The sequence below is a fragment of the Cupriavidus taiwanensis genome (genome assembly GCF_900250075.1).
In the GTDB taxonomy this organism is placed as follows: Bacteria; Pseudomonadota; Gammaproteobacteria; order Burkholderiales; family Burkholderiaceae; genus Cupriavidus; species Cupriavidus taiwanensis_C.
On record NZ_LT977071.1, the window covers coordinates 576,293 to 589,703 of the forward strand.

A 13,411-nucleotide genomic window follows, 5' to 3' on the forward strand; every position below is an offset into this window, starting at 1 on the left:
GAAGCCTGAATCACGACAATGCGCGCCGGCACGGCGCAGGAGCACGCAAATGAACTTCAACGGCAAGAACGTACTGGTCACCGGCGCACGCGGCAACCTCGGGCGCGCGGTCGCGCACGCCTTCGCGCAGGCAGGCGCGCGCGTGGTACTGCTGGACCGTCACGACGCACCATTGCCGGAAATCGGCAGCGGCCACCTGGCGCTGCAGGCCGACCTGCTCGACGCGGACAGTCTCGGCAAGGCCATCGACCAGGCCGTGCAGGCATGCGGACGCATCGACGTGGTGTGCAACCTGGCCGGCGGCTTTGCCATGGGCACGGGCATCCACGAGACCAGCGCGGCCGACTGGAACCGCCTGTTCGACATGAACGTGGGCACGGTGCTGAACATGGCGCGCGCGGTGGTGCCGCATATGCTGTCCGCGGGCGGCGGCGCCATCGTCAACATCGGCGCCAATTCGGCGGCGCGCGGCCTGGCGCAGATGGGCGCCTACTGCGCATCGAAGGACGCGCTGGCGCGCGTGACCGAATCGATGTCGGCCGAGCTGCGCGACCAGGGCATCCGCGTCAACGCGGTGCTGCCCAGCATCCTCGACACGCCCGAGAACCGCCAGGCCATGCCGGATGCCGACACCTCCCGCTGGGTCGCCCTCGATGCGCTGGCCGACGTGATCCTGTTCCTCGCCTCCGACGCCGCGCGCGCGGTGCACGGCGCGCTGGTGCCGGTGGTCAACCGCGCCTGACGCGCGGCCGGCGCGCCGCGGGTGCGGCGGCGCCGATGGCGCTGGCCGCTTCCTGGATCTGCTGGCGCAGCCAGCGCCGCAGCCGGTCGGCATCGGTGCGCGCGTGCCAGATCTGCATCATGTCGACCCGCGGCAGCGCGAACGGCACCGGCAGCATCACCAGGTCCGGATCGCGCGCCACCGCTTCCTGCGCGACCGAGCGCAGGCAGGTCAGCAACAGCGCCGAACCGCGCACCAGCCGGCTCGGCGCCAGGAAGCTCGACAAACCCGCCACCACCGTGCGCCGGTGCCCCAGCCGCGCCAGCGCGCGATCGACCACGCCGTTGAGATCGCCGGTCAGCGTGGTCAGCAGGTGCTCGCACGCCAGGAACGCGTCCAGGTCCAGGCCATCCGCGATGCGTCGATTGGTGCGCGAGGCCAGCACCACGAAATCCTCGCTGCCCAGCCGCTGCTGGTGGAAGGTGTCGGGCAGGTTCTCATAGAAGCCGGCGATCGCCAGGTCGCAGGTGCCCTTCTCCAGTTCCTCGCGCGGCAGCTCGCCGCGCGTGTTGTGCGTGACCAGCACCACCCCCGGCGCGTCGCGGCGCAGCCGCGGCAACAGCGCCGGCAGCAGCAGCTGCTCCATGTAGTCGGTGGTGTAGATGTGGACGGCCTCGCTGCGTGCCAGGAAATCGCGGCCGTCGCAGGCGTCGTAGAACGCATCCAGGTCCGCCACCAGCCGCTGCACCTGCGGCGCCAGCACATGCGCGCGCGGCGTCGGCGTCAGGCCGCGCGGCGCGCGCACGAACAGCGGGTCGCCCAGTTCGTCGCGCAGCCGGTTGAGCTTGTGGCTCAGCGCCGGCTGGCTCAGCGCCATGCGCGCCGCCGCGCGCGAGGCGTTGCCTTCCTGGTACAGCACATGGAAGACGTAGAGCAGGTTCAGGTCCTTGCCGGCGATATTCATTTTTTGGATGGCAGGCATCGAAGATTCGAAGTTTTCGAATCATAGCCAGCTGCGTAGGATGTTGCCAATGCCGGGGCTGCCCCGGCCGACCGTGGACGCAAACCGGAGAACCAACATGAAAATCCTGATGGTGCTGACCTCGCACGACCAGCTTGGCAATACGGGCAAGAAGACCGGCTTCTGGCTGGAGGAATTCGCCGCGCCCTACTACGTCTTCAAGGACGCCGGCGTTGACCTGACGCTGGCCTCGCCCAAGGGCGGCCAGCCGCCGATCGATCCCAAGAGCGACGATCCGGATGCGCAGACCGATGCGACCCGCCGCTTCCGCGCCGACACCGCCGCGCAGCAGGCACTGGCCAGCACGCTGACGCTGGACCAGGTGAAGGCCGACGACTTCGACGCCGTGTTCTATCCCGGCGGCCATGGCCCGCTGTGGGACCTGGCGGAAGACAAGCGGTCGATCGCGCTGATCGAGCAGTTCGACCGGCTCGGCAAGCCGGTGGGCGCCGTGTGCCATGCGCCGGGGGTGCTGCGGCACGTCAAGGGCGCGGACGGGCAGCCGCTGGTCAAGGGCAAGGAAGTCACCGGCTTTACCAACAGCGAGGAAGAGGCGGTGCAGCTGACCGAGGTGGTGCCGTTCCTGGTGGAGGATGTGCTGAAGGCCAGCGGCGGGCGGTTTACGCGCGGGGATGACTGGGCCAGCCACGTTGCGGTGGCGGGACGGCTGGTGACGGGGCAGAACCCGGCGTCGTCGGAGGCGGGGGCCGAGGCGGTGTTGAGGTTGTTGAAGTAAGGTCTACGGCGAATCGCGGCGTTCGATCCGCTGCCGGTTTGCTCCCTCTCCCGCGCGCGGGAGAGGGAGTACACCAGCGGGAGTTACGAGGCTAGAGAATCACTGCGGCACCAGCTCCACCCTCTCCCTGCTCGCCTTCTCCACCGCCTTGCGCGTATAAACCAGCGGGAAATACTCCCCCTTGGCCCACAACGGCGCCAGGTCGCGGTAATGCGGGCTGGCCGGATTGCCAGACTGCCCCGGCGTGTTGATCACGCGCGAGGCATCCCAGTTGCCGACGTCCAGCACCATGCGGAACGACGCGCCCGCAGTCAGCCGGAAATCCGTATTGCGGTAGCTGGTGTTCATCGGCGTGAAGGCCGAGCCGCCGATCGGGCCCGCGTTGACGTTGAACTGCTGGCGTTCGGCATCGCTCAGGATCGGGTCCATCGGATGCGTGAACACGGCGGTGTGGAGCTTGCCCCATTGCCAGGCGCGCGGGTCGGGGCCGAGCTTGGCTTCGACCTCGGCCATCGCGGCCTTCAGCGATTCCAGCATGACGGCATTGCGGCGCTCCGGCGGCATCCATGGCCCGGGCTGCTCCAGCACCGCGACCACGCGCGCGGCATCGCCGGCGCCGACCAGGCGCGCGGCTTCGGGCGGCAGCGCGGCACGCACCACGGCCTGGCGCAGGTGCTTGCTGAACCAGACTTCGAACAACGCCGCGGCGGCGCTGTCGGCGCGTTCGTTGCCGTTCCAGCCGCGCAGCAGCTCCAGGCCGCGGGCCAGCTGCGGGTCGTCGCTGCGCAGGTCCTGCAGCAGCGCGACCACGCGCTGCGCCGGCAGCGACACGGTGTCGTTCTGCCACGCCATCGAATCCTGCACCGAGCTGCGCGGATTGGCGCCGACCACCGCCTTCAGCCGGCGCGCGCGCGAACTGTCGCTCCATTCATATCCCACGCCCAGCTTGGCGGCCGGGTGCTCGGGCGGGATGTTGTTTTCATTGGCGGTGACGATATAGCCCGGCGCGGGGTTATAGGCCCACGGCAGCTCGTCCATGTTGCGGTAGCCGGCCCATTCATAGCGGCCGTCGCCGGCCACCGGCGTCAGGCCGTCCCAGTTGGGACGCTTGACGGTCAGCCCGCCCGGGATCCAGCCGATATTGCCGCCGGTGTCGGCATAGACCTGGTTCTCGCCCGGCGCGCCCCAGCGGTTCATGGCGGCGCGGAACTGGTCCCAGTTGCGCGCGCGCATGTAGTCCATCGAACCGAAGTACGGCGCCATGCCGTGGTCCAGCCACGCCGCGCGCAGCGCCCAGGCGTGCCCGGCGCCGGACACCAGCACCGGGCCATGGCGGGTGAAGTCGAGGGTGACCTTGCGCGGCGCGGGCTCGCCCTTGACCGCGATCTCTTCGGTGATGGTCTCCATCGGCTCCCAGCGGCCCTTGTACTTGTACTCGCGCGGGTTGGCCGGGTTCAGCTCGTAGCCGTACAGGTCTTCCTGGTCCATGTAGAAGCGCGTCAGGCCAAAGGCAATGGTGCCGTTATGCCCGATCGAGATGCCCGGCAGGAACGGCTCGCCGGCGCCGATCACCGACATCCCGGGCGCGTTGAGATGGCTGATGTAGCGCAGGCTGGGCGCGCCATGCGAGCGGTGCGGGTCGTTGGCCAGGATCGGGCGGCCGGTGGTGGTGCGCTTGCCGCCGATGACCCAGTTGTTCGAGCCCAGGCTGCGGCCGGTATCACTGTTGGCATCGACCACGGCGTAGAGCTGGTCCAGCGGGATGCCGGCGGCCCGGGCGTCGCCCCAGGCTTCCTTCGGGAAGCGCGCGGGGGCGGTGGCCAGTTCGTAGGCGCGGCGCAGTTCGGCCGCGGGCACGGTGCAGGGGTCGATGCCGGGGTTGAGGCTGGGTTCGACCTGCGGGTCGAGCTCGCGCCGCAGCCAGTCGGCGCGCGCGGCGTGGGTCTTGGCCTCGCAGTAGAGGCGGGCGCGATCGATCTCGCCGGTGAAGTTCAGCGTCAGGCCGTGGTGGCGGATGCGCACGATGTCTTCGGCCTGCCAGCGCGACGGCTTGTAGTCGAGCTTGCGGAATTCAGGCGGCAGCAGCTCGGGCTTCTGCTCGGTCAGCGCGACGTAGGCGTTCACCCCCGCGACAAAGGCCTCGGCCACGCGCTTGGCGTCGGAGCCGTAGGCCAGCCATTCGCGGTACATGTCGCCGCGGAACAGCACCGCGCGCGCCATGCGGTCGCCCTCGGCATAGGCCGGGCCGAAGTCCCTGGCCATCTCGCCGAGCCCGCGCTTGCGCCACAGGTCGATCTGCCACAGGCGGTCACGCGCGGCCATGAAGCCCTGCGCATAGAAGGCGTCGTAGAGCGTGCCGGCATAGATATGCGGCACGCCCCAGCGGTCGACCAGCACGCTGGCGGGTTTTTCCAGGCCGGGCACGGCAAAGAGGTTCTGGCGGGCAGGCGCTTCGGCCATGGCGGCCGGGATGGCGACGGGGCTGGCGGTGGCGAGCAGGGCCAGCGCAGCGGCCAGGCGGCGGGGGGTGCGTAACATCAGGTCTCCTCGTGTTGTGATGGCTGCAGATGTCTTGCAGTTCACACCGAAGATAGTGCATGGCCGGCCCGGGCGCGAGCGTGGCGGCCGATCTCCGCACGCCGCGTGGTGGGCCGCGGGCTCAATAGACGTCGCGCCGGTAGCCGCCGTCGTCGGCCAGGCGGCGCAATGCCTCCTCGCCCAGGATCTCGGCCAGCGCGTCATGGACGCCGCCGGCCATGCCCTGCAGGCTGCCGCAGACATAAATGGCGGCGCCGTCGGCCACCCATTGCCGCACGCCATCCGCCTGCAGGCGCAGCGCGTCCTGCACGTAGCGCGGCGCGCCAACGTCGCGCGACCAGGCGTGGTCCACGCGGGCCAGCGTGCCGTCCGCGCGCCAGCGCGCCAGTTCCCCGGCGAAGAAGGCGTCATGCTGCGCCGAGCGCTCGCCGAACAGCAGCCAGTTGCGCCGCCGCCCGGCCGCAGCGCGGGCCTTGAGCTGGGCCCGCAGCCCGGCCAGCCCGGTGCCGTTGCCGACCAGGATCAGCGGCCGCTCGTCCGCCGGCGGATGGAAACCGCGATTGGCGCGGATGCGCAGCGCGATGCGGTTGCCAAGCGCGGCGTGTTCGGTCAGCCAGCCCGAGGCCAGGCCCAGGCGGCCATCGTCGTGACGGGTCTGGCGCACCAGCAACTCGAGCCGGCCGTCGCGCGGCAGCGAAGCGATCGAATATTCGCGATGCGGCAGCGGCGCCAGCGCATCCACCAGCTGCTGCGGCGCAACGCCCTGCATCGCGGCGAGATGCGGTGCGGGCAGCGGCATGCGCGTGGCCATGGCCGCGGCCAGGGTGGTGTCGGCGCCATCGCAGCGCACCGGGGTAGCGCCGTCCAGGCCAAGCTGCGCCAGCAACCGGTCGACTTCGGCCGGCGCGTGGCACGGGCCGATCTCGGCAATGTCGCCGGCCTGCCAGCCCGGCGCCGCGCCGTCCGGCGGCACCAGCACCAGATGGAAGGCCGGCGCGCCCTGGCTGCCGGGATTCAGGTGATGGCGCTGCGCCAGCCGCCAGTGTTCATAGCGCGGACGTTCCCAGTCGGCGATCTCGGCGCCGCCGCTGAGCGCCGACAGGTGGTTCTGCCAGTGGCGCAGCGCGCCGGCGTCGCCGTTGTCGACTTCGATCAGGTCGAACAGCGGCTGCGCGCGCTGGCGCTGCAGCCAGCCCTCCAGCGCATGGCCGAAGGCGCAGAAGCGCGCGTAGCTGCTGTCGCCGAGCGCGAGGATGCCGTAGCGCAACCGGTGCAGGCCATCGGCGCCCGCCAGCAGGCGGCGGGCGAAGCCCGACGCGCTGTCGGGTGCGTCGCCCTCGCCGGTGGTGCTGACCACGAACAGGGCCTGGCGGCATGCCCGCAGGCGGCGGCCATCGGCCTCGGCCAGCGACAGCAGCTGCACCGGCAGGCCCGCGCCCTGCAGCGCGGTAGCGGTCTGCAGCGCCAGCTGTTCGGCAAACCCGGTCTGGCTGGCATAGACCACCAGCGTCGCGCCGTCTTCCGAGCCGGCCAGCGCCGCCACCCGCGCGCGCCGCTGGCGGTGATGCGCCACCACCGCGCCGCAAAACCCCGCGTACGCGGCGACCACCCCAGCGGCCATGGCCATGCGCGACGGCCCCAGCACGGACAACGCCGCGCCGCCGGCCGCGGCAAGCCAGCCAGCGCCGGCGATGGCCCACGACCTGGTGCGGCCGCTCATGCCAGCATCGCGGCAAACGCCGGTGAAAGATGTTCGAGAAAACCGTTTGCGGTGCGCACCAGGAAGCGCGCGGCAATGCCGTGGCGGCGCGCGTGCGCCATGCCGGCGTCGGGGCCCAGCACGGTCAGCGCGGTGGACAGCGCATCGGCCAGCATGCACTGCGGGTGGATCACCGTGACCGAGGCCAGCGCGTGGCTGGCCGGATAGCCGGTGCGCGGATCGATGGTATGGGCAAAGCGGCGGCCCTCGCTGTCGAAGTAGCGCCGGTAGTCGCCGGAGGTGGCCACCGACAGCCCGTGCAGCGCCACCAGCGTTTGCTGCGCGGCATCGCTGCCAGGCCCCGGCGGCGCTTCCAGCGCGACCCACCACGGCATGCCGTCGGGCTTGACACCATGGCCGCGCAGTTCGCCGCCGATCTCGGTCAGGTGGTGCTCCAGGCCCTGTTCGCACAGGTAGCGCGCCACCGCGTCGACGGCGAAGCCCTTGGCGATGGCGCACAAGTCCAGCGCCACGCCGCCCGGCTGGCGGGCACGCCTGCCGGCTACATCGACTTCGATGCGGGCCCAGCCGCAACGGCCGCGCGCGGCCTGGACCTGGTCTGGCGACGGCGGTGCGCGGCGTGCCGGCCCCGGGGCCGGGCCGAAGCCCCACAGGTCGACCAGCGGCCCCGCGCTTGGGTCATAGGCGCCGCCGCTGTCGCGTGCCACCTGCAGCGCGGTCTGCAGCACCGCAAAGCAATCCCCCGGCAAGGCGTGCCAGCTGCCCGGCGGCGCGCGGTTGAACCGGCTCAGGTCCGAATCCGCGTCCCAGTTGCTCATCTGCGCGATCACGCGCGCGAGCACGGCCCGGATGCCGGCGCCGATGGCACCGATGGCGCCGGCATCCGCTTGCGGCGGCAGCAGCGCCGCCACCGACCAGCTGGTGCCCATGGTGGGCCCGCCCCAGCGCTGCAGGCGCGCCCCGGCGGCGGGCGGACTGGGCGGCGCGCTCAGCGCAACGGGTACCAGGACGCGATTCACCTCGTGCAACCGGCTTATTGCGGCAGCACTTCCACCGTCACCGCATAGACGGCGCGGCGCGACCTGGCCTGCTTGAAGGTGGTCTTGTCGTCCTTGACCTCGGCTTCCATCCAGTACATGCCCGCGGCCGGCCACTTGACGCTGAACTTGCCGTCGGCGTCGGTGGTGGCGCTGAATTCCTGCAGCTGGTCGCGGTAGCGGATGCCGCCCGGCACCACCGCCACCTTCAGGTTGCTGGCGGGCTTGCCGTCGAGCAGCAGGCGGAAGCTGGCGGTGTCGCCGGCGACCAGGTCGTTCGGGTGCGTGATCGGCGCCAGCTCCAGGCCGCGGCCGACGGTGCGCAGGCCCTTGTCGCTGGGCTTGCCGGCGGTGACGAAGGATTCGATGCGGCCCTCGGCCTGCGTGACCTGCAGGTCCTGCGCGTTGGCCGGGACTTCCCTGGCGAAGTTCTCGGCGCTGCCGCGCCAGCGCTTGGCCTGGCCGTCGATCTTGTAGCTGGCGAACAGGCCGTTGTTGACCACCGCCACGCGGTACGTGCCGGGCTGGGTCAGGTGCAGGTCGAAGGTGCTGCGGTACTTGCCGGTGGCCGCGTTCTCGGCCTTGACGGCGCTGCCGTCGGGGGCGGTCACCTGCAGGTTGTCGAGCCGCATCGGCACGTGCTCGAAGTAGAACAGGTCGTTGGAGACTGCGGCGTCGACGGTCACCCACGGATCGCTGCCGGACAGCACGGTCGCCGACGGCAGCAGCCACTGGCGGTGCGCGTGCGCGGCCAGCGGCGCGAGCGCGGCCAGCGCCAGGACAGCGGCGCGCACTGCCAGGCGGGAAGATGCGGCGGACATCAGGGAAGGTTTCATGGTCGGGCTCCGGGAAGGTTAAGGCTTCAGGTCGACGGTGACGCCGCCGAGTTCGTGTTCGCCCTTGGCGCGGGCGGTCTGTGCCGATTGCGGCGGCCACGTGAACGGCACGCGCAGCAGCTCGCGCCCGCCGACTTCACGCGCGGCCTCCACCACCAGCTGGTAGTTGCCCGCGGGCAGCTTGCCCAGCGGGGCCTTGCCGTCGCTGAAGCTGACGCTGTGCTCGCCCGGCGCGCGCGTGGCGCCGGAGATGCCGTCGGCCGGCATGTGCAGGTCGCGGCCGGCCTTGCGCCACCACTGGCGCATGTCCTTGAGCCACTTGGTGCCCTCGCCGTCCTTGAGCTTGCCGTCGTACCAGACCGCCAGCGTCTGCACCGGGCTCTGGTCGGCGCGCTCGACCCACAGCGCCACATAGGGCCGGTGGTATTCGGCCACGCTCAGGCGCGGGATATCGACCTTGACGTTCAGGTCCGCGGCCAGCGCGGGGCCGGCCAGCGGCACGGCGGCCATGCCGGTCAGGGAGACGGAGAGCAGTCGGCGCATATCGGAGAAACCTCGTCAGTGAGATGCAGGAAGAAGATCGGCGCGAGCGCGACCGATCAGTGGATAAACAGGATCGCCAGCAGCACCGGCACTACCAGCCCCAGCCCCACCAGCGGCCAGGTCGCCACGCGCCCGCCGGCATGCAGCTTGAGCAGGAACAGGCCGGTCACGCAGAACACCAGGCACGCCAGCGCGAACGCGTCCAGGAACAGGCTCCACGCCGCGCCGGTGTTGCGGCCCTTGTGCAGGTCGTTCAGGTACGAGATGGCCCCGCGCGAGGTGCTCTCGTACTGCGCCTCACCGCTGTCGAGGGCGATGCTGACCCAGGCGTCGCCGCCCGGGCGCGGCAGCGCCACGTAGATTTCATCGGCGGACCATTCCGCCTCGCGCCCGCTGGCGTCGATATCCAGCGCCTGCGCCAGCCAGTCGGCCAGCACCGCCGGCACCGGCGCCCTGGTCTCGCTTGCCTGGGCGGTCTCAGCCGGGGCCGCGCTCCGGACCTGTTCGAGCACGCGCATGGGCAGCGTCGCGTGACGGGTCTGCACTGCGGGCCTGGCCTCGATCTGGCCCGCGTGGTTCAGCGTGAAGCCGGTGACCGCGAACAGCATCATCCCGACCAGGCAGATCGCGGAACTGATCCAGTGCCACTGATGGAGATGCTTGAGCCAGAAGGCGCGGCGCTGCTGGCCGGCGGCCGGCTGGGTGTCGGTCATTGCGGTGGATGGGCGGCGCTGGCCGCCAAAGGCATTGTGACATTTAAGTCACAATAAGATCAAAAACAAAAGGATAATCGTTCTCATTTGAATTCGCAACGAGACGTCGGTCGCGACTGTTTACAGTCCGTTACAGCCCCCGGCTGAGGCACCGGGCTCGCAAATACTTACGATACGACTCGCACGTAACTCGTTTACCCCAATGCCCATTAACTTGCGGTGCGTACCGCTTGTAAATAGAATGCGCTGCATGATGAAAAAGTTTGCTGCTATCTCTTTGACCCAAGAGGCCGCAAATGCGTCCTCCCAGGCGAAGCGCCCACGTCGAACGCAGGCCGAACGCGTCGCGGAATCTGATCGCCGCCTCCTGGAAGCGGCAACCCGCCTGGTCGCCGAGCGTGGCTACACCCATACAACGCTCGAGGCCACAGGCATTGAAGCGGGCTATAGCCGAGGCCTGGTACAGCACCGCTTCGGTACCAAAGACGGTCTGCTCGAAGAGCTCATCAAGCACATCGCAGACACCCACCGCGAGCGCTTGCTGGCGCGCATGCGCGGGCTCAGGGGTCTGGATGCCATCTTTTGCGAAATCGACTGCTATCTGGAAGGCATGGACAACCCGTCCGTCAATTCCCGCGCGTTCTTTGTGCTGATGCTCGAATCCATCGGGCCGGCGCCACATATCCGACCGACTTTCGCAGCCATCAGTGCACGCTGGCACCGCGCTATCACGCGGCACATCGAAGCCGGCCAGCGAGCCGGCGAGATTCGCCCTGACATCGACGCAGCAAATGAAGCGCAGTTGCTGATCGCCACCGTACGCGGTCTGCGCACGCAATCCATGCTGAGTCCGACGACCAGCAATGTCGCGGTCGCCATCCAGGCGCTGAAGAACAGCCTGAGCGCCCGGCTGCGCGTGCCACTACAACAAGACTAGATCCTACCTTTTTGATTCCGCCCCAACGCCGGCGTTGCAACGCCCGGTGCGGCAGCGCTCGTCCTGAGGCCGCCGGCGAGCCGGCGCCGCGAAATTCATATCAGAAGGAGACAACCGGTGAAGGTCATCGCAACCATGCTGCTTGGGGCGGCAAGTTTGATTGCTTCGGCGACATCTGCACAGCCGGCTTATCCAGCCCGGCCGATCCGTTTGATAGTAGGCTTCGCCGCCGGCAGCATCACTGACATCACGGCGCGGCAGATTGCCGTCGGAATGGGTAAAGAGCTGGGCCAGCCTGTCGTGGTGGACAACCGCACCGGCGCCGGCGGCAATATCGCCAGCGCCGAGCTGGCGCGGGCTCGCCCCGACGGCTACACGCTAATGGCGACTACACCCGGGCAGCTGGTGGTGAATCCGTTGACCCAGAAAGCCATCGGCTTCGACCCTGAGACCAGGTTCACGCTCATCAGCCTCGTCAATGAGGGTCCCTTCGTCTTGGTGGTGCCAGCAAATTCCAGATTCCAAAGCGTGCCGCAGCTGGTAGCGTGGGGCAAGACCAATGGGGGCAAGCTCACCTACGCCTCGGCCGGCATCGGCACAACCTCGCACATCGCTGCCGAGATGTTGCAGGTATTCGGCGGCATCAAGGCCGTGCATGTGCCCTATCGCGGAGGCTCGCAGGCGACCAACGACCTCATTGCGGGGCGTGTCGATTTCATGGTCGACAGTCTCGGCTCCGTCGCGCAGCAAGTGCAGGCAGGTCAGATCCGGGTTCTGGCAACGGGTGGCGCCAGCCGCCTGCCTCAGTTTCCGGACATACCGACGCTATCGGAAACGTACCCGGACTTCATCGCTTCGTCCTGGCTAGGCGTGACAGGGCCGCCAGGTCTTGCGCCGGCTGTCGTCACCGCCCTGGCCAGGGCGGTCGAACGCAGCGCACGCGATCCACATTTCGTGGCAAGCCTCGAGCAGCGCGGCGGCCGTGTCGCCAAGCCGGGACCGGAGGCGTTCTCGGCGCTGGTGGACAAGGAACGCGCTCGCGTCGAGCGCACTATCCTGAGGGCGGGAATCACGCTTGAATGAGCCATCCCGCCACAGCCGCCACCACCACCACCAGCCACGGCGGCAGCTTCCAGCGCATCAGCGCCACCAGTGCCAGCGCCACCAGCACGATGTCCAGCGGGCCCTGCACCGCGCTGGTCCACACCGGATGCCATAGCGCCGCCAGCAGCAGCCCGACCACGCCGGCGTTGATGCCGGCCAGCGCCGCCTGGGCGCGCTGGTTGCGGCGCAGGCTTTCCCAGAAAGGCAGCGCGCCCAGCACCAGCAGCGCGCCGGGCAGGAAGATGGCAAGCGTGCACAGCAGTCCGCCGGCCAGGCCGGTGGGCGGGTTCTGCATGGCCGCTCCGAGGAACGCGGAGAAGGAAAACAGCGGCCCCGGCATCGCCTGTGCCGCGCCGTAGCCGGCCAGGAAGGCTTCCTTCCCGACCCAGCCAGGGGTCACCACGGCCGCATCCAGCAGTGGCAAAACCACGTGTCCGCCGCCGAAGACCAGGGCGCCGGCGCGGTAAAAGGCATCGAACACCCGCACGGCCGGATCGGCGGCCCACTGCGCCAGCAGCGGCAGGCCGGCCAGCAGCGCGGCAAACAGCGCCAGCGCCAGCACGCCGCCGCGATGCGCCACCGGCAGGCGCAGCGGTTCATGCGCGCCGCCCAGCGCCGGTCGCAACAGGGCCATGCCGGCGACCGCGGCGGCGGCCATCAGGGCCACCTGCGCCCACGGCCCCGGCCACGCCAGCACGGTGCCGGCGGCCACCAGCATGATGGCGATGCGCACCGGACCGACGCACAGCGTCCGCGCCATGCCCCACACCGCCTGCGCCACCACCGCCACCGCCACCAGCTTGAGCCCGTGCAGCACGCCCGGCGCCGCCGCCATGCCGTAATGGGTCACCCCCAGCGCGAACACGATCATGGCCAGCGCCGACGGCAGCGTAAAGCCCACCCATGCCGCCAGCGCGCCGCCATAGCCGGCGCGCGCCAGCCCCAGCGCGATGCCGGTCTGGCTGCTGGCCGGTCCGGGCAGGCACTGGCACAGCGCAACCACATCGGCATAGGCGGCCTCGCTGAGCCAGCCGCGCCGGCGCACCAGTTCCTCGCGGAAAAACGCCAGGTGGGCCACCGGGCCGCCGAACGAGGTCAGGCCGAGCCGCAGGAAGATCAGGAACACGGCTAGCGGCCCGTCGTGGCCGCGGGTGTCGTCGGAGGGGCTGGGCAAGGAAGCCATGGGGCGGTTCGGGCGCAAACGGAAACGTGTGGAGGCAGGCGGAGGACAGCGCAGATTCTGACCGATTTTGCCGGTCCGGGGTGACAAAGCGACGGTGGCAGCACGCGCACTATGACGTACGAGGTGAAGAAGCGTTGCATAGCGCACAGCGCCGATCCAAGCTCGTGAAACCAAACAACCACACTGCCTGTGTGGCGGCTCTACCTCAATCAAGTTACGCCCGTTTTGCGCCGTTATGCCGCAGACGCATGCGCCGTTGGCCCTTGTTTCCAGCAGGCGGTCAAGCGCGCCCACCGGCGTGGCACGGCGATGCGCATCACCG

General features: G+C 69.7%; 12 protein-coding genes. 4 read left to right on the forward strand and 8 right to left on the reverse strand.

The annotated features are described in order from the left end of the window. The first annotated feature begins 49 nt into the window (after window positions 1-49). The gene (locus CBM2588_RS19085; RefSeq protein WP_115681987.1) at window positions 50-742 is read left to right on the forward strand and encodes an SDR family NAD(P)-dependent oxidoreductase; all 693 of its coding nucleotides are present in this window, start codon (window positions 50-52) and stop codon (window positions 740-742) included. Here CBM2588_RS19085 and CBM2588_RS19090 read toward each other — a convergent pair. Beyond that, window positions 729-1,703: a LysR family transcriptional regulator gene (locus tag CBM2588_RS19090; protein ID WP_231942204.1), complete on the reverse strand. Its 975-nt coding sequence runs from the start codon at window positions 1,701-1,703 to the stop codon at window positions 729-731. The two genes, CBM2588_RS19085 and CBM2588_RS19090, sit on opposite strands and share 14 nt — an antisense overlap. 97 nt (window positions 1,704-1,800) lie before the next feature. Between CBM2588_RS19090 and CBM2588_RS19095 the strand changes: the two genes are divergently transcribed. Continuing rightward, complete coding sequence (locus tag CBM2588_RS19095; RefSeq protein WP_115681989.1) at window positions 1,801-2,478, forward strand: type 1 glutamine amidotransferase domain-containing protein; 678 nt, start codon at window positions 1,801-1,803, stop codon at window positions 2,476-2,478. A 99-nt stretch (window positions 2,479-2,577) separates the two neighbouring features. On the opposite strand, the gene CBM2588_RS19100 is transcribed toward CBM2588_RS19095, so the two are convergent. The 6 genes from CBM2588_RS19100 to CBM2588_RS19125 all read right to left on the reverse strand — a co-directional run bounded on the left by CBM2588_RS19100 (window position 2,578) and on the right by CBM2588_RS19125 (window position 9,865). Next, a complete protein-coding gene (locus CBM2588_RS19100; RefSeq protein WP_115681990.1) occupies window positions 2,578-5,016 on the reverse strand; it encodes a penicillin acylase family protein in 2,439 nt (812 codons plus the stop codon). A 121-nt stretch (window positions 5,017-5,137) separates the two neighbouring features. Then, window positions 5,138-6,736 (reverse strand): sulfite reductase subunit alpha, encoded by a 1,599-nt coding sequence (locus tag CBM2588_RS19105; RefSeq protein ID WP_115681991.1) that lies wholly within the window; start codon window positions 6,734-6,736, stop codon window positions 5,138-5,140. After that, a complete protein-coding gene (locus tag CBM2588_RS19110; protein ID WP_231942205.1) occupies window positions 6,733-7,755 on the reverse strand; it encodes an FAD:protein FMN transferase in 1,023 nt (340 codons plus the stop codon). The genes CBM2588_RS19105 and CBM2588_RS19110 overlap by 4 nt, the downstream gene beginning before the upstream one ends. Before the next feature lie 14 nt (window positions 7,756-7,769). After that, window positions 7,770-8,609, reverse strand: coding sequence for a DUF4198 domain-containing protein (locus CBM2588_RS19115; RefSeq protein WP_115681993.1), 840 nt, complete (start codon window positions 8,607-8,609; stop codon window positions 7,770-7,772). Window positions 8,610-8,627: 18 nt separating this feature from the next. Further along, entirely contained in the window at window positions 8,628-9,152 is a 525-nt protein-coding gene (locus tag CBM2588_RS19120; protein WP_115681994.1) for a DUF2271 domain-containing protein, read from the reverse strand. 56 nt (window positions 9,153-9,208) lie between these two features. Further along, on the reverse strand, window positions 9,209-9,865 hold the full coding sequence (locus CBM2588_RS19125) for a PepSY-associated TM helix domain-containing protein (protein WP_115681995.1): 657 nt from the start codon (window positions 9,863-9,865) through the stop codon (window positions 9,209-9,211). Window positions 9,866-10,115: 250 nt separating this feature from the next. On the opposite strand from CBM2588_RS19125, the gene CBM2588_RS19130 reads away from it, so the two are divergent. Both CBM2588_RS19130 and CBM2588_RS19135 read left to right on the forward strand, forming a co-directional pair. Continuing rightward, window positions 10,116-10,802 carry a TetR/AcrR family transcriptional regulator gene (locus CBM2588_RS19130; protein ID WP_115681996.1) on the forward strand — a complete coding sequence of 229 codons (687 nt, stop codon included), beginning with the start codon at window positions 10,116-10,118 and terminating at the stop codon, window positions 10,800-10,802. A 117-nt stretch (window positions 10,803-10,919) separates the two neighbouring features. Then, window positions 10,920-11,885, forward strand: coding sequence for a Bug family tripartite tricarboxylate transporter substrate binding protein (locus CBM2588_RS19135; protein ID WP_115681997.1), 966 nt, complete (start codon window positions 10,920-10,922; stop codon window positions 11,883-11,885). Here the strand turns inward: CBM2588_RS19135 and chrA are convergent. Next, complete coding sequence (chrA, locus tag CBM2588_RS19140) at window positions 11,872-13,089, reverse strand: chromate efflux transporter (RefSeq protein ID WP_115681998.1); 1,218 nt, start codon at window positions 13,087-13,089, stop codon at window positions 11,872-11,874. The two genes, CBM2588_RS19135 and chrA, sit on opposite strands and share 14 nt — an antisense overlap. Between the last annotated feature and the right edge of the window lie 322 nt (window positions 13,090-13,411).